This window comes from Bartonella sp. MR168JLCBS (assembly GCF_042194175.1).
Genome location: NZ_JBHIMP010000020.1, coordinates 1 through 14,093, shown reverse-complemented (window position 1 = coordinate 14,093; position 14,093 = coordinate 1). Strand labels below are relative to the sequence as shown.

Genomic DNA, 14,093 nt, shown 5'->3' with positions numbered 1-14,093 from the left:
CTTGTGCCAATGAATTCGGGGGATAAACCAGTCACCTGATTAATTGCTTCCTTAGCTTCATTAAACAGCTGGAAAAAGCCTTGTGGAAACTGTGCTACGGGTTTGGGTTGGATCTTTCCTTGTGCCAATGCGTTAGGTTTAACCCATGTAATACTGTCTGACCGGCTTAAACTTTTTGCTGCTTCTCTCTCATCCTTAAATGCACCACTCTCTGCCATTATCCCGCCTTTGGATTGGCTATTAAGGATATACATCACTTGACTGAAATATTTATTCGCCCACCGTTGAGGGTCTTTTGTAGGACGCACAACACCATAAAATTGCCGTTCTATCTTGTCAAAATAACCGGTAATACACTCCCAACCCAATTGACCAGCTGGAACCATGGGTTGATCGGGCGATTCAAGCAATTTCCTCCCTAAAAAAGCACGCCTTACAACCTTTTTATTGAAAGCTGCCCCTTGAATATTAGGCATCATGCATTGGAACCGCTTAAATTCCTCTTCGCTATAGTCACGAAGTTCCCCCGTTTCTAAATCAGGTGCCTTGTAATATCGCTCGCTTTCAAACCAACGGCATTCAACAAGCGTGACCATCCGACGACCATTTTCAACATCAATGCTCCCCTCATCACTGTAATAATCAAGATCATTATGGTGAACACCTTCATGAGAACTCCCATCCCTTGCCCAATCTGCACTCAGCTCTGTCCAATGAGATTTGGGAAACATCTGCTTGGCTACTTCCAAAGGCTTGCGGTCCACATACCACAAACGTTGCGCATCGGTTAAGTTCGGTTGCACCGCTGCACTGTCCCAAACCATTTTTAAAGGATCTAAACGCGTAATTACCGGTTCACCATCAAAGCTGTTTTCATAATCAAGACGCGTATCAGTCCACCCCATGCCGCAGATAACCGCATCTTGGAAAGCGTCACTATCAGCATATTCTGCATGCGCCATGTCCCGAAACCATTCTGCCGCACCGGTAAGCAATTCACTTGGCAATGCCTTACCTACTTGACGTGGAATAAACTGCACTTCGCGCTTGTTATTGCGCTCTGACCCCACAACGGCATTGACCAATGGGGCAATACGATTAAAGGTCATAACGGGGCGGCGTTGCTCTTTTAACGCCGCTAAATCAGCCTCATTCCACTGATCACCATTGTAAAAACGAAAATCCTCCCGCGCATGTTCACGCCATTTATTCACATGCTCCACATCTTCTTTGTACCAACTGACAAGCTTGCGAAATAAGCCTTCTGTCGACAGATCTGATGCGTTACTTTCTTTATCTAAATGCTCTTCATCATACATCATTCTGCCATCCATGAGGTACTCTCATATTCCGTTCTGCCGCTATAAGCTGGTCGCCTTTGTATCGTCGGAGGTTCTTCATAAGCCACGCACATCAATCCAAAGGCATCTGCTCCATGACTGGACCAATCATGCTCTGCTCCCAAGCCAATATTGCGCTTCTCATCCCATTTCTCATGATACCAATTCAGCGCCTTACGCCCTGCTACCGTCGTCTTTTCATTGAACCAAACAGACGGCAAAATACGACGCACCGCCTCTATACGCATCTTAACCGCCCCTGCTCCCTGATTGGGAACAACCTGTGTTTCAAAGCCCGCATCATTTAAAGCACTCTCAAAACTCACATTGTGCACACGGTCTCTGGTCGCACCATCATGGGGCAAAACCATCAGTGCCTTCTCATAACCATTTTGACGTAACCAGCCTATATGTTCCGATAAAGGCTGTCCCTGTGCTTCGTAATAATTAAGCACTCTGATTTCTCGACCAACAAATTGCGCTATCCATATCGCTGTGGCATCTGCCTTAGCACCCGTGCCCCCAATATCCCAAAAGGCGCGTATTTGCATTAAAGGATCACGAGCAACACGCCCTATCCGCCCCTCCTGCTCGGCTGCCAACATTTCCTTTTGATAATAAGCGCCTTGAACCGCTGTAAGATAAGCCCCTTCCCAGATATGCTTATAGGTCTCTGGACGGTTTCTAAGATCATCAAGCCGCGCTTCATTCAAGATCTTGGGAAACTTCGGATTGTCTGACCAGTTGATCTCAACACGCTTAATTGCCTCATTGTCTGAAAAGCGAAACCGCTTCTCAACGGGGGCATTCTCTCGAAGAGGGTTCCATGTCACCCATAATTCTGCCCGCCATCCCTCTCCCTCTTCACGCAAAGTCGGTATAAGCGTTTGCCAAGCCGTCTCTGTAACGGGCTCTGCCTCATCAACCCAACAAAGCAAAATACGCCCCATAGACTTGATACTGGCTATATTGCGGTCCAGACCAGAAAACTGAAAGGCTATACGACCATCAATCGACTTAATCGAAGATTCCCCAACCTTGTAATAGTCCTTTAAAAAGTCATGCGCTTCAATGGCGCGTTTAATCTCCTCCAATGAACTTTCTGCTAGCGAGTTTTGAAACTGCCGTGCACAAAGTATAGTTCCTGATATCCCTTCCCTACCAAATTGATAGCCTTTTAAAGCAGCCATCAAGGCAAATGATCTTGTTTTCCCAGACCCTCGTCCACCCCAAGCCGCTCGTACCAAAGCATCCCCTGCAAAAATAGGAATGAGTTTTGGTACAATATTAATCTGTCGTGTCGTCATTCACTAAAGGCGCGATTTCTACACGCGTTATCATCTTAATGGCTCCGCCATCTTCCCCTGTCACTTGCAAAGGCAACACCTTACCAAGCAACGCTAAATAAGCAGCGGGGCATTCCATAGCCTGCTTTTCCAAATAAGAAATCAAACCATCCTTGCCAATTTTATTCCCAGCATTCTCAGCAGCCTTAACCACTGCTTCTTTTAAAATGCGCGTCATTTTATTGGGAATACCTTTGACACGCCCTTGACCTGCCTTTGGTGGTATACGCTTTTTAATGGGTTTTGGAGCCTGCTCTGTATTTTCTGACGTCATAAAATACGCCCTCCAGATAATAAAAAACCCCGCATTTGCGGGGATTCCAAACTGCACTGCCTCTCGTCTAGACAAAATACGCCTAAGTACAGCAATGTCATTAAATACGATTTGCTACACTTTGTCAACATAAAAATAACACATATTGATAACTTCAAAGGGAATCAGTTAGTGATAATTCCAATAAAACCAATTAAAGAGCAATAAACATGACAATCGTATTAATTATCTTATGTATTCTACTATTACTTCCATTTATTGGAATTATACTGGAAGCCTTATGTGCTATAATTGGTTACGGTATAGGTGCCGCTATGATTGGAGGTCTTATTTTTCTATTAATAATAGGAGTAAAGTTCTTAGGATTTATATATAGCTTGTATTTAATAATAGCGTTTCTGGTATTGATTACAATTTATAACCTCAAATCAAACGGAAACACATGGGGAGAAGCAATTTCATACAGCACTGCAGTATTTTTACCACTGCTTATCTTATGGTCTCTTACGTGGCTTCTCGGTTGGAATCCTGATATGATCGATATAGCATCAGTATTGATGCTAATAGCTGTAGTATGTTCTATTATTGCGATCCTAATCACATTCAATCCTCCGACGGAAGATATTAAAGTCTATTCTGGACTTATAGTTAAAATATATTGCGTAATATCTATATTTTTGGCAGGTCTTTGTTGGAGCAAAACGACGGCAATAATAACGGCAATAGTATCAGGAATAATATTAATTGGCTATTTCATTAGGGTTGCAATGATTGCATGTTCAGATAATGATAAACCTGATGAAGAAAAAGTCTCTAATAAAAATGCTTTCGAAGAGCATTAAGAGCAACGCGCAGTGAATTCACAAGGTGTGATAGCATTTGATCTTCTATAACGAGGTACTGTAGCGCAGCGTGAAGATTGTACTGTCTATAAAGGCATTGTGCTTCTTTTATTGCCTCTTGCATATTGAAAAACTGCTCTGTAGCAAATTCTACCCATTTGTCTCTTGCCTTATCATCTGATGATGAGGGCATCTCATCATAAACAGCACTTGGAAAGCCTTTTGCACAAAGGTAATCGTTTCTTATCTGTAGATACTGCTGGGCGGCATCATATTGCTCTTGTGTTATTACACCTTGCAAACAAAGTCGCCCTATGTAAGTACCAGAGAGTGGATTTTTTGCCTCTTGTAGCGTTAAACCGAAGCGCTTTGCACGCATTTCTATTGCCAATTTATCAACGGCTTCACGTAGTGCTTTTGCACGTGATATACGTCCGTTTGGTTCTCTTACCTGCCCTGCTATTTTAGGGCGTCCCCTCTTTTTATTTTTTTTCACAGATAACCTCAGACACCTGTTTAACGTTTTCCCAAATTTCCTTTGAGTTTGACCGTGTCTCTCCACCCAAAAGCACTACAAATAACAGTAACGCTATTGATATACAAATGACTGGTATTTTTTTCCAATCATCATCATTACGTATCATCCACCCGATGATAATGACCATCATTACAATTAGAAAGCCTGCTGATATATTACAGAGTGTCTCAATCTTATTATTATGTTGTAATGATTTTATCTCCTGATCTGTAATAGTATAGTTATAAACTGGCTTAGATTTACAGATTGCACTAAAGGTATGGAGCGGCGGCTTATCAGACATTTAAATACTCTCTATTAAAAAGGAACACTGTCATTCATAACGGTATGGGGCGTATCAAGAGGTCTGTAAATGCTTCTGTCATAAGTTGATGACGGCTCTTGATTATCATCATTTTTGCCATCTAAAAGCTTTAACTCGCCTTTGTACTGAGGCAATATGACTTCTGTTACATACCGTTCAACACCGTTTTTATCTTGCCATTTACGAGTTTGTAGTCGCCCCTCGATATAAACTTTGCTACCTTTACTGAGATACTGAAGTGCTACTTTTGCCAAATGTGGATTAAACACCACAATGGAATGCCATTCAGTTTTGTCTATTCTCTTATTGGTTGCCTTGTCTGTATAGCTCTCAAACGTTGCCATTCGAAAATTGACCACCTCGATGCCAGATGACATTGTTTTGCTTTCTGGATTGGCACCTAAATGACCAATTAAAATCACTTTATTAAGCATTTGTTTTCTGTCCTTTAATGGAAAATAGTACTTAGAACAAAACAAACTCACAACTGATGATAGTATAACACATTATGGGGTGTAATTACAAACGAAATTTATTATAACCCACTGAATCTAAAGAATGAATCTCATTTTTATTTTACTTAACAGCTTGCGTTTTGATACGTTTTGTGCAATAAGGAGACGTTCTTTTATATTTCGATTGGTTACTTTAATCGTTTATTTAGATCGCTAGCTGTTTTGATCATAAAAGCCGTGTCTTAAAGGACGCGGCTTTTTTGCTATAAAGCAGCCCCCCGCGCCGTTATTTACGCTGCTTTATCTACAATCTTTTCATCACCACTAATTTTGCTATCGCCATTCAGCTCTTTTGTATCAATATACGCATTACCGCTAACACTTGCCTTATCATAAACATTTGTCCAACCAGTAATCTGTGCATTCCCATAAACCCATGCATTGCCATAAATCAGTGCTCCAAACCAAACATTAGCATTCCCATAAACACGGGCATTACCAAAAACTTTAGCAAAACCAGTAACAAAAGCATTATCATAAACCTTGGCATTACCCTTTATAACTGCTTTATCGCATACCTCGGCGTTATTAAAAACGCGGGCGCGCCTGTAAACATAAGAAGAACCACAAATCTTAGCATTATCATAAACCTTGGCATTATCATAAACGCTACCATATTCAAAAACCTGAGCATTGTCACAAATACGTGCCTTACCAAAAACATCAGCATGACCAAAAACCTGAGCATCATCAGAAATCCTAGCATCATCAAAAACCCGCGCATTATCACCAACCCAGCAATTGCCATCATGTGACAAGTTGCTTTCACTTTGTATAAAACCACCCAAATCGCCTGCCTTGATATTACCAAAATCTCTTAAAGCGCGTATACGATAAACAGTGCGAACACGATCACTCAAAAGATCTTTCACTGTTTTCATTTCACTTGTTAATTCATACTTTTTATCTAAATTCTGCTTTTGAAGGGGAATGTTATCATTTGCAACTAATAGAGAAGTTGCTTGTTTTTTAACTGTAGCACTCATGCTAGTAATCCTATTCGTTTAAATTGTTTGTTATTAACAGCCCTATAAGGGCGTCGGGCGCTAACAAACACGGCGAATAGTCCGTCGTCACACTTTTCTCATAAAGAGTATTGTATGATGTGACCACACCCGACAAAATCGTTATATGCTAGAGATAGCATAAAAGAAAGTCAGTATTTTAAGAAATGGGAGAAACCTTATCGTGATCTATCCGCTATTCGCTATAGTGTTTGTTAAGCACTTGCCAATCTTAATAAACGACCTTTTCTTTAAAGTCAATACGTATTTTTTATTTTTTAAATTTTTTTCATTTTGATACCTACCTAATTGAATATCAAGTGCTTTCTCTAGTTCACTGTCTATATTATCATAAGTTTTCACTGCTTTCACTGTACGTTTTTTGATTTCCCTATTTACCTCGTCTATCAACGCTTCGCAACTCAATACGCTTCTTGGCAAATCACCACCGTATATCCAAGCTTTCACTTGCGCCTTGGTACTGTAATCAACTTTACAAGGCATCTCATGATACTGACCACCGTCAAATTCTTCATATTCTCTTGTACCATCATCATATTCGTAAAGATTGTAAAAATACTCAGCTACCCCTAATCCCCATGGTGCATATCCAACCGCTGTTGCAACCCACTTTTTTTGCCCCTTCTGTTTACGTTTTTTTAAAAACATCTGGTTTAATATCCCCTATCTAAATCCATAACTTTACCAATGGGTTTATTTGCCTCAAAATGGACTGTACAGAAGCGTTTTTAATTTCAATGTGGTTTTTATCATAAAATCTTTAAATCGCTCTGTACGGTGCCTTTCTGTCAATTTAAACGCATCTCTATTCTCAAAAGCATCAGCAAATTTCACTACTTTGCTGTTTTTTCGGATCCTTTTAAATACGACTTCATGACTGATGCTCCCGACAAAAGCTCTGCTTTCAAATTTCTGCAATACTCTGCAAGCTCTGCTCCTGTTGGCATAAAGGTTTTCGATAATCCTTTTGCTTTTCCGCATATGATATCCTTAACAGCCTGCTTTAGAGCGTATTCTGAAGCATCTGATAAGGCTATGCTGTAATTTAAAGCGATAACATTAGGGTCTATATTTGCCGGTATTTTTAGACCAGAAAGCAAATAAGCAACCGCCTCGATATGTTCAACCGTAACTTTCCGTGAAAGCAGTGCGTGTAAGCGATTACAGTCTTGCAAAACTTGCGATCTCTCCTCCAGCGTCAACGGCTTTCCATGCATAGAGGTTGGAGGGTACACACTCCGGTCCACTCTCTTGGCAAGTGCTTGCAAATGAACTGATAGCCTCTGTATCTCTGCTGCATTCTGATCCATAAGAATTGCTAGTGGTGATTGCTGCTTTGAGTGTACTGAAGCTTTGTGAAAGGCTGTTTGTGAAGTTATTTGTTGAGAGCTTATAGCGTTCGTTTGCATATCGTTTCTCCTGTTCTAATTTCTTGGCTAGCGTTCCATTCTGGTTAATAATCCAACCACACCAAGCACTTTGCCAATCGCGATTGTTTGCATTTCGACATGGGTTGGCTTTCCAATGAAGTTTAAATCTTTCGAATTCTAATAACGCCTCATCATGCGTTAAGCCTTTATCGATTGCGTATTGCAAATCGGGTTCAAAATCTTCTGGTACGCTTCCAAGTTCTTTTTTCCCCTTACTTCGCTTGGCTTTCTTAGGAACGCTTGTCTGCTCGTGAATGGGAGGTTGGTTGGTTTGCTCTGATTGGCTTTCAACATCACACTCGATTGGCTCGTCAACCAAATCGATTGTTTCTAAATCTTCAAAATCAATTTCTTTTTTTAATAAAACGTTAGTTTTATTTTTTTTATATATGTTAATGTTATTGTTAATGGCATTGCGTTCGCATTGCGCAACACTATGCGCATCGTATGCGCTCTGCATGCAATCCGCATATGCGTTTTCTTTTATATGATTATTGTCATTTTTACCTTTTGTTTTATGCCATCTAGAATGAGCTGCTTTTGTTGCTGCTTCTGATTTCTCTTTGCTATCATTTAATTCTAATTCAACATCTGGGTTCCACAACCGACCATCTTCTAAACAAATGATATGTCCAGTTTCTAATAAAAGATCTAATGCCTTCTGAAATTTTTTTACTGAGCAGCCAGCCAATAAAGATAACACTTTAAAATTATTCGTAAGCGGCTCTCCTGTGCGAAGCATTTGAAAGCGCAACTTAACATATATGAAACCTTCAAAAGCTGGCAAATATGCAAGATCAAGTAGCCACTTGTCTGCAAAAAGCCTCGTCCATGGCAACTTAGTTGACATACTTCACCTTCCTTTCTTTATTATTATTGCAAGTGAAATTATCTAGCTCTTCTTCACTGAGACTGTTGAGTTCTTTTTCAACTTCTGAATTCCACAACCCACCATTGTCTAAACGTATGATGAATCCACCTTCAATCAAGGAATTCAAAGCTGTTTCAAACTCTTCTACTGGATAACCAACCCAAAAAGCTAATACCCTTAAGTCCTTTAAAATAGGCTCACCAGTATGGAGCATTAGAAGTCGCAACATGACATAGATACATTTCTCGGTCGGCGACAAACAACCAAGAGTAACAAGCCATCTGTCTGCAAAAAGCCTCGTCCATGGTAATTTACTGGACATACCCCAATTCCCTTTCTTTAACTAAATATAAAATTGCTAAAGCATCTGCTTCGTTGTCATCTTTCGGATTGTGCCCTTTTGCACGCACCGCCTTAATCATCTCTTCTTTCGACGCATTCCCCTTGCCTGTCGTCGCTTTCTTAATCGTACTTACTGGTATCCCCTCATACGGTATCTGATGCTGTTCACACCACGCCGTTAACGTTGCTAACAAACCTCCGTAAACATGCGCGGCATCTGTACCTTTATGACGCCTCACCTCTTCAAAATACACCGCGTCAATTTGACCTGCTGTCTGCTTTATTTCTGATAGCCATTGTTTAAAACGCAAGTAACGCATTCCACCGCCTTCAAAACGGCGCGATTGAAAATTCACGGTACCACTGAACATGTCACCACTTGCACCACGTATCGCCCACCCCGTTTTGGTACCTAGATCAAAACAAAGAATCGTGTTATTCACTGCGCCTCTCCATACACAATGTATTTTATTAGGTTGTTTTTTTCCGAAAATGAAAGAAAGAACGGTGTGTAAAATATGCAAGCAGTTTTAAATTGGATAGAACAGCATCCTGTATTATTTTCAGCGTTTTCTGTATTATTTTCAGCACTTTCTTCGGTTGGTGCTTTATTATCAGCAATTTTTGCTTTTCGTTCTATTAAACAGACATTGAAATTAAGAAAGGAAGACAAAATAGAAGCTGAAAAATCAAGAAAGGAAGATCTAGAAAAGTTTAAAGCTGAATTAGCTAATGCCATGGACATAGCTAAATCAACTAAACAACAAGCACAAGCGCTAGAAAAGCTTACCAACGTTCTAGAAAAACAGACAGAAATTTTAGAGCAAAGAAAACTTAATGTTTTGTCACAATATATGCGAACATATAAAGATCCCGATAGTGACGTATTTTTATTCATCGATATAGCTTTATTCATTGCAAATCCTACAAAACAACCAATTACAATCAATTCGATTAGTATAAATAAAGACAGCCTTTTTAGATTTATTCATGCAACATATAGTATATCCTATCCTTTTCCTCCTTATAAAAAGGTACACACCATCTCCCCCAAAAATTTCAAACTTCTCTGTTTAAAAAAACCTAAAGTAGAACCTAAAATATATGATACTCTTAATGTATTTAGCCTTGATGTTTCCAGCTCGCTATACTTGGTTCTTACTATCGCACCTATAAATAATAATACACCATCTAGACTAGCATTCACTTTAGAACACATTGCCGTAGATCCTCAAAATCCACCAGAAAAAGTGAATTTTCCCGTCCGCGATATTCAATACTTTGAACCAGAACTCTTACAGCTGTTACGTTCAAAGAATAATGGTTTTCCAATTTGAACAATAACGCTGTTGTTCCTCAATACTTTTTTCAGCCAACTCGGCCCATGTCAGTGGCTTTGGCCTCACAAGATGAAATAATAAATATTGCGATCTATCCCATTTATTAACTTCTTCAATTGTAACGTTTTTTTTTGCCATAAACCATGTATGGACATCGTTAATAATTTGAATTGCTTCATTCTTTCTCTGTTCATCCATCATTAATTGTTGCAATATCTTTCGTGCTCTATCATCATCTTTTTCATCACTATATTCATTTATAATTGGAGCTTTGTTTACAAACTCTCTTACAAGCGCACGAACATCTTCAGGCTCTTGAAGATTGTCATTAATATTTTCATATTCAGTCAAATATTCTTGCTCTTTAGATTTCTTCTGTTCAGATTCCAACAAACGTTCTTGCACTTCTTTTTGTAATTTTTGTAAATGTTGTATTTTCTCTTCATTTTCTGCTAGCTGTCCTTCCATCAACGCTTTTTGTGACGCTATTAACTCATCTCGTTCTTTTATCGCTTGTCTAAGCATTTTTATGTTTTTAAAATTGGTATAAACCGCATAACATGAACACAAATTAGCAATACAAGATATAATAAGTGCAATTAAGCCCATCCCTCTCTCCTCACTTACCCTTCTTCTTACTCTTCTTATTCTTATGAGCCGGCGCTTTTACTACTTCATCACGCTGTTTAAGCTCTTGTGTTAGTCTTTGAATTTCCGTATCACGTGATTGAACATCTGCTTTTAGTGCCTGTATCTTTTCACTTTTCCGTTTAAACTCTTCTCGGTACGCATCTATCTTTTGTTTAAGTTCTTCAATTTTCTCGTCACGTTCTTCAATCTCTTGCTTCAGTTCTTCCATTTCCTCGTCGTCACATTCTTCCATCTTTTGTTTCAGTTCATCAATTTCCGTATCACGTGATTGAACATCTGCTTTTAGTGCCTGTATCTTTTCACTTTTCCGTTTAAACTCTTCTCGGTACGCATCTATCTTTTGCTTAAGTTCTTCAATTTCCTCGTCACGTTCTTCAATTAGCTTGTCGCATTGTTCAAGATCCGCATCACATTGATCAATTGTCTGCTTGCTTTCCTTTAAATACCTAAACTCATTCTCTCTCATTTCTTTCTTAAGATCTTGAACCTGCTCTTTAAGTGCTTTAACTTGGTTGCGATAATGCAATGCAATACGAAACATCACTCCGCTTAAGAGCAAAACTGAAACCACTGCTATCCATAAAATCTCATTCGAACTCATCTTTATCTCCTTAATGCTGCAAAGTCTCACCCGCGCTATCAACGCTGGAACTTTTGCAAATTTTCGTAATTGGGGGGTGTTGCTCTTGCATTAATCTCTGCAAGCGCTCGGGATAAAAAAAATCTTCTGGACGCAAGTCTATCCCATGCTCACGTGCGTAGTTCAGAAGCATAATTTGATATTTAGCTGGTATAATTCCGCCTTTACCCTCTAGTTTTTTTAAAGGATAAGTCCATTTATAAACAGCAGACACATGACATTGAGAAATCAACGACACACGTTTCGCACCGCCTAAATATTTTATAATCGTACCTGCTGAATTTTTGATATTCATTTTAATTTCTCTATTTATCAAATGGGCATTTATTCGATTATAGAAAAAATGTCAACATTTTTTCTAAAATAGAAATGTTGATATTTTTTAAAACAACAGGAATATTGGTAAGTATGGATATTCAAAAAGAAATAAAAATTTGGGCAAATGAAAAACTTAAAACAATGGGTCATGGGTCCCGAACTGAATTAGCTAAACATATGGGACTTCATACATCTGTTGTATCTAAAATGCTTTCTATCGATGATGATAAAGAAAGTAGAAGTATATCTGCTGATGAACTCGTTAGATTAACTTCATTTTTTAAAGCTCTCCCCCCTCATTTTATACCCGATAATTGTGATGATTATTTTTTAAAATTATATTCCTCGGCAAAGCCAGAACATAGAAAAGCTGTCATTTCTTTTCTACGATCTTTGCAAGAAGAAGAAGATGAAAAATAACCACCCGTTTTTGCTCATTTGTTAATGACGAAAATATTTTTAGAGCTTTTTTAGACTGCTTCATACAGAATTTTCTCCACATTGAAATGAAAATTAAATTACTTTTTTGTGTAGACTATTTGTCTATCACTAAAAAAATTTTTTTCTGTTTTAGAAAAATTATATTGACTTATTCTAAAATCGAAAATATGTTCACTCCATATCTTAGAAAATAACTTTTGCCAATAGGCTCTATGGAGGCATTTGTGACAAAACCAGTGTTTATAAATTCTGATGAAATTCTCTTAGTGATGTGCAAAAATGAAGAGCAAAATCTCGCTAAATCTGGTCCTTTCTTAGAAGAAAGTGACATGATCAAATTTATCGACCAAGCCGATAATGCTGTCCAAATTTTGCGTATTGAACCAACGACTAATCGTTGCGAAGATATCTCTGAAGATATTGCCGAATTCTATCTTAAAGAATGTGAAGAGCAGTGTTTCAACGGAAACATTCCTCACGACTTTGTTACGCATAGTTCAGCATACGGTTTTTTTTAGATGATATAAAACAGCGCGAATATGATGATGCAATGTATGGTTCTTACGAAAAACAACACCGTTTGCGTCCTTGTGATGTGCTTTAAAAGCTAAAGGCGTTTTTAAAAGACGCCTCCTTTTCAAAAAATTCACCACACAATGCAATGCCGTTCTTTTGCAAGAACGACAAAGGCAGAGTCTAACTTAAAGGAGTAAAATAATGGAAAAAAAATATGACCTTACTGATGAAACAATTGAGTTTGATGGCAGAACACTTCACCGCATTCGTGCACTGAGAGACTTTAGTGATGTTAAAGCAGGTGATTTAGGAGGCTATATCGAGAAAGAAGACAACCTATCGCATCGTGGTAATTGCTGGATTGGGGATTATGCAAAAGTCTATGGTTATGCCAAGGTTTTTGGTGATGCCTTGGTTTACGAAAATGCACAAGTTTACGGTTATGCACATGTTTACAACAATTCTCGTATTTATGGCAAAGCAGAAGTTTGCGATGAACCATGCATTTACGGTGATGCAGAAGTTTACGGTGATGCATATATTTGCGGTGAACCGCACGTTTTTGATAATGCAGAAGTTTATGGCAATGCACAAGTTTACGAAAAGGCATACATTTATGATAGGGCGCGTGTTTACGGCAATGCAGAAGTTTCCGGTGATGCGCATGTTTACGGTCATGCAAAAATTTACGGTGAAGCATGTGTATGTTGGGACGACTGGATTGATGGCGATAAAAGAATCTCAACTAGGTAACAAACCAGATGAAAAAATACGAATTTACTGATGAAAAAATTGTGTTTGATGGAAGAACTCTTCACCGAATTAGAGCATTAAGAGACTTTGGATATGTCAAAAAAGGTGACATAGGCGGTTTTATAGAAAAAGAGAGCAACTTAAGCCATAAGAGAGACTGTTGGATTTTTGGCAATGCACAAGTTTACGGTAATGCCAAAGTTTATGATGATGCGCGGGTTTATGGGAATGCACGCGTTTATGGCAATGCACAAGTTTCTGATTATGCCGAAGTTGGTGGTGCTTATGTTGGAGATAATGCCAAGGTTTTTGACTATGCGCGGATTTATGGGAATTCTGTTATAGGGGAAAGTGTACACGTTTACGGAAATGCTAAAATTTACAATCAAGCATATATTTGCTGTCGTGTAAACATTGCTGGAAATTGTAAAATTAGTGGCTCCACCGTAATCGAAGAACGTGAGAAATAGTAATCATGGAAAAGAAATATGAACTTACTGATGAAACAAAAGAATTTCATGATGCAAGAACCGATAAAAGTAAAAAACTTTATCGCATACGTGCATTAAGAGATTTTAGAAATATTAAAAAAGGTTACTTAGGCGGC

Annotated in this window: 20 protein-coding genes and 1 pseudogene; 6 read left to right on the top strand and 15 right to left on the bottom strand. The window is 38.7% G+C overall.

The window, feature by feature from the left end:
- The 3 genes from ACFIK8_RS08345 to ACFIK8_RS08335 all read right to left on the bottom strand — a co-directional run.
- A partial coding sequence (locus ACFIK8_RS08345; protein WP_375669178.1) for a portal protein occupies window positions 1-1,334 on the bottom strand: 1,334 nt, incomplete at its 3' end.
- Window positions 1,319-2,647, bottom strand: a complete 1,329-nt coding sequence (locus tag ACFIK8_RS08340) for a PBSX family phage terminase large subunit (protein WP_375669177.1) — start codon at window positions 2,645-2,647, stop codon at window positions 1,319-1,321. The genes ACFIK8_RS08340 and ACFIK8_RS08345, both read right to left, overlap by 16 nt.
- Complete coding sequence (locus ACFIK8_RS08335; RefSeq protein ID WP_375669176.1) at window positions 2,628-2,960, bottom strand: hypothetical protein; 333 nt, start codon at window positions 2,958-2,960, stop codon at window positions 2,628-2,630. Before ACFIK8_RS08335 ends, ACFIK8_RS08340 begins: the two co-directional genes overlap by 20 nt.
- A 209-nt stretch (window positions 2,961-3,169) precedes the next feature.
- Here ACFIK8_RS08335 and ACFIK8_RS08330 point away from each other — a divergent pair, with 209 nt between their 5' ends.
- Window positions 3,170-3,802: a hypothetical protein gene (locus tag ACFIK8_RS08330; RefSeq protein ID WP_375669175.1), complete on the top strand. Its 633-nt coding sequence runs from the start codon at window positions 3,170-3,172 to the stop codon at window positions 3,800-3,802.
- On the opposite strand, the gene ACFIK8_RS08325 is transcribed toward ACFIK8_RS08330, so the two are convergent.
- The 9 genes from ACFIK8_RS08325 to ACFIK8_RS08285 all read right to left on the bottom strand — a co-directional run bounded on the left by ACFIK8_RS08325 (window position 3,774) and on the right by ACFIK8_RS08285 (window position 9,270).
- Complete coding sequence (locus ACFIK8_RS08325; RefSeq protein WP_375669174.1) at window positions 3,774-4,298, bottom strand: hypothetical protein; 525 nt, start codon at window positions 4,296-4,298, stop codon at window positions 3,774-3,776. The genes ACFIK8_RS08330 and ACFIK8_RS08325 overlap by 29 nt on opposite strands.
- On the bottom strand, window positions 4,285-4,623 hold the full coding sequence (locus ACFIK8_RS08320) for a hypothetical protein (protein WP_375669173.1): 339 nt from the start codon (window positions 4,621-4,623) through the stop codon (window positions 4,285-4,287). Before ACFIK8_RS08320 ends, ACFIK8_RS08325 begins: the two co-directional genes overlap by 14 nt.
- Before the next feature lie 14 nt (window positions 4,624-4,637).
- A complete protein-coding gene (ssb, locus tag ACFIK8_RS08315; RefSeq protein WP_375669172.1) occupies window positions 4,638-5,078 on the bottom strand; it encodes a single-stranded DNA-binding protein in 441 nt (146 codons plus the stop codon).
- Window positions 5,079-5,389: 311 nt separating this feature from the next.
- The gene (locus ACFIK8_RS08310; protein ID WP_375659603.1) at window positions 5,390-6,145 is read right to left on the bottom strand and encodes a hypothetical protein; all 756 of its coding nucleotides are present in this window, start codon (window positions 6,143-6,145) and stop codon (window positions 5,390-5,392) included.
- A gap of 207 nt (window positions 6,146-6,352) precedes the next feature.
- Window positions 6,353-6,832 (bottom strand): hypothetical protein, encoded by a 480-nt coding sequence (locus ACFIK8_RS08305; protein WP_375669171.1) that lies wholly within the window; start codon window positions 6,830-6,832, stop codon window positions 6,353-6,355.
- Window positions 6,833-7,017: 185 nt separating this feature from the next.
- Window positions 7,018-7,359, bottom strand: coding sequence for a hypothetical protein (locus ACFIK8_RS08300; protein ID WP_375669170.1), 342 nt, complete (start codon window positions 7,357-7,359; stop codon window positions 7,018-7,020).
- The gene (locus tag ACFIK8_RS08295) at window positions 7,346-8,464 is read right to left on the bottom strand and encodes a hypothetical protein (RefSeq protein WP_375645006.1); all 1,119 of its coding nucleotides are present in this window, start codon (window positions 8,462-8,464) and stop codon (window positions 7,346-7,348) included. Before ACFIK8_RS08295 ends, ACFIK8_RS08300 begins: the two co-directional genes overlap by 14 nt.
- Window positions 8,454-8,807 carry a DUF1376 domain-containing protein gene (locus ACFIK8_RS08290; protein ID WP_375669169.1) on the bottom strand — a complete coding sequence of 118 codons (354 nt, stop codon included), beginning with the start codon at window positions 8,805-8,807 and terminating at the stop codon, window positions 8,454-8,456. Before ACFIK8_RS08290 ends, ACFIK8_RS08295 begins: the two co-directional genes overlap by 11 nt.
- Window positions 8,797-9,270 (bottom strand): crossover junction endodeoxyribonuclease RuvC, encoded by a 474-nt coding sequence (locus ACFIK8_RS08285; protein WP_375669168.1) that lies wholly within the window; start codon window positions 9,268-9,270, stop codon window positions 8,797-8,799. The genes ACFIK8_RS08290 and ACFIK8_RS08285 overlap by 11 nt, the downstream gene beginning before the upstream one ends.
- A gap of 75 nt (window positions 9,271-9,345) precedes the next feature.
- Between ACFIK8_RS08285 and ACFIK8_RS08280 the strand changes: the two genes are divergently transcribed.
- Window positions 9,346-10,164: a hypothetical protein gene (locus tag ACFIK8_RS08280; protein ID WP_375669167.1), complete on the top strand. Its 819-nt coding sequence runs from the start codon at window positions 9,346-9,348 to the stop codon at window positions 10,162-10,164.
- Here the strand turns inward: ACFIK8_RS08280 and ACFIK8_RS08275 are convergent.
- Genes ACFIK8_RS08275 through ACFIK8_RS08265 form a run of 3 tightly spaced genes read right to left on the bottom strand, consistent with a single transcriptional unit; the run spans window position 10,138 to window position 11,753 of the window.
- Window positions 10,138-10,776 carry a hypothetical protein gene (locus ACFIK8_RS08275; RefSeq protein WP_375669166.1) on the bottom strand — a complete coding sequence of 213 codons (639 nt, stop codon included), beginning with the start codon at window positions 10,774-10,776 and terminating at the stop codon, window positions 10,138-10,140. The two genes, ACFIK8_RS08280 and ACFIK8_RS08275, sit on opposite strands and share 27 nt — an antisense overlap.
- A gap of 10 nt (window positions 10,777-10,786) precedes the next feature.
- Window positions 10,787-11,419, bottom strand: a complete 633-nt coding sequence (locus tag ACFIK8_RS08270; RefSeq protein WP_375669165.1) for a hypothetical protein — start codon at window positions 11,417-11,419, stop codon at window positions 10,787-10,789.
- A gap of 10 nt (window positions 11,420-11,429) precedes the next feature.
- Complete coding sequence (locus ACFIK8_RS08265; RefSeq protein ID WP_375669164.1) at window positions 11,430-11,753, bottom strand: hypothetical protein; 324 nt, start codon at window positions 11,751-11,753, stop codon at window positions 11,430-11,432.
- Window positions 11,754-11,866: 113 nt separating this feature from the next.
- Here ACFIK8_RS08265 and ACFIK8_RS08260 point away from each other — a divergent pair, with 113 nt between their 5' ends.
- The 4 genes and pseudogenes from ACFIK8_RS08260 to ACFIK8_RS08245 all read left to right on the top strand — a co-directional run bounded on the left by ACFIK8_RS08260 (window position 11,867) and on the right by ACFIK8_RS08245 (window position 13,956).
- The gene (locus ACFIK8_RS08260) at window positions 11,867-12,196 is read left to right on the top strand and encodes a hypothetical protein (RefSeq protein WP_375653475.1); all 330 of its coding nucleotides are present in this window, start codon (window positions 11,867-11,869) and stop codon (window positions 12,194-12,196) included.
- 245 nt (window positions 12,197-12,441) lie between these two features.
- Window positions 12,442-12,821 (top strand): annotated as a pseudogene (locus ACFIK8_RS08255) (hypothetical protein).
- 113 nt (window positions 12,822-12,934) lie between these two features.
- Window positions 12,935-13,486: a hypothetical protein gene (locus tag ACFIK8_RS08250; RefSeq protein ID WP_375669163.1), complete on the top strand. Its 552-nt coding sequence runs from the start codon at window positions 12,935-12,937 to the stop codon at window positions 13,484-13,486.
- Window positions 13,487-13,494: 8 nt separating this feature from the next.
- On the top strand, window positions 13,495-13,956 hold the full coding sequence (locus ACFIK8_RS08245) for a hypothetical protein (protein WP_375647879.1): 462 nt from the start codon (window positions 13,495-13,497) through the stop codon (window positions 13,954-13,956).
- The last annotated feature ends 137 nt before the right edge of the window (window positions 13,957-14,093 follow it).

Excerpts from the sequence above, each read along its gene's own strand:
- ACFIK8_RS08340 (WP_375669177.1), bottom strand. The coding sequence starts at position 2,647 with ATGACGACACGACAGATTAATATTGTACCAAAACTCATTCCTATTTTT.
- ACFIK8_RS08335 (WP_375669176.1), bottom strand. The coding sequence starts at position 2,960 with ATGACGTCAGAAAATACAGAGCAGGCTCCAAAACCCATTAAAAAGCGT.
- ACFIK8_RS08330 (WP_375669175.1), top strand. The coding sequence starts at position 3,170 with ATGACAATCGTATTAATTATCTTATGTATTCTACTATTACTTCCATTT.
- ACFIK8_RS08320 (WP_375669173.1), bottom strand. The coding sequence starts at position 4,623 with ATGTCTGATAAGCCGCCGCTCCATACCTTTAGTGCAATCTGTAAATCT.
- ssb (WP_375669172.1), bottom strand. The coding sequence starts at position 5,078 with ATGCTTAATAAAGTGATTTTAATTGGTCATTTAGGTGCCAATCCAGAA.
- ACFIK8_RS08310 (WP_375659603.1), bottom strand. The coding sequence starts at position 6,145 with ATGAGTGCTACAGTTAAAAAACAAGCAACTTCTCTATTAGTTGCAAAT.
- ACFIK8_RS08305 (WP_375669171.1), bottom strand. The coding sequence starts at position 6,832 with ATGTTTTTAAAAAAACGTAAACAGAAGGGGCAAAAAAAGTGGGTTGCA.
- ACFIK8_RS08295 (WP_375645006.1), bottom strand. The coding sequence starts at position 8,464 with ATGTCAACTAAGTTGCCATGGACGAGGCTTTTTGCAGACAAGTGGCTA.
- ACFIK8_RS08290 (WP_375669169.1), bottom strand. The coding sequence starts at position 8,807 with ATGTCCAGTAAATTACCATGGACGAGGCTTTTTGCAGACAGATGGCTT.
- ACFIK8_RS08280 (WP_375669167.1), top strand. The coding sequence starts at position 9,346 with ATGCAAGCAGTTTTAAATTGGATAGAACAGCATCCTGTATTATTTTCA.
- ACFIK8_RS08275 (WP_375669166.1), bottom strand. The coding sequence starts at position 10,776 with ATGGGCTTAATTGCACTTATTATATCTTGTATTGCTAATTTGTGTTCA.
- ACFIK8_RS08270 (WP_375669165.1), bottom strand. The coding sequence starts at position 11,419 with ATGAGTTCGAATGAGATTTTATGGATAGCAGTGGTTTCAGTTTTGCTC.
- ACFIK8_RS08265 (WP_375669164.1), bottom strand. The coding sequence starts at position 11,753 with ATGAATATCAAAAATTCAGCAGGTACGATTATAAAATATTTAGGCGGT.
- ACFIK8_RS08260 (WP_375653475.1), top strand. The coding sequence starts at position 11,867 with ATGGATATTCAAAAAGAAATAAAAATTTGGGCAAATGAAAAACTTAAA.
- ACFIK8_RS08250 (WP_375669163.1), top strand. The coding sequence starts at position 12,935 with ATGGAAAAAAAATATGACCTTACTGATGAAACAATTGAGTTTGATGGC.
- ACFIK8_RS08245 (WP_375647879.1), top strand. The coding sequence starts at position 13,495 with ATGAAAAAATACGAATTTACTGATGAAAAAATTGTGTTTGATGGAAGA.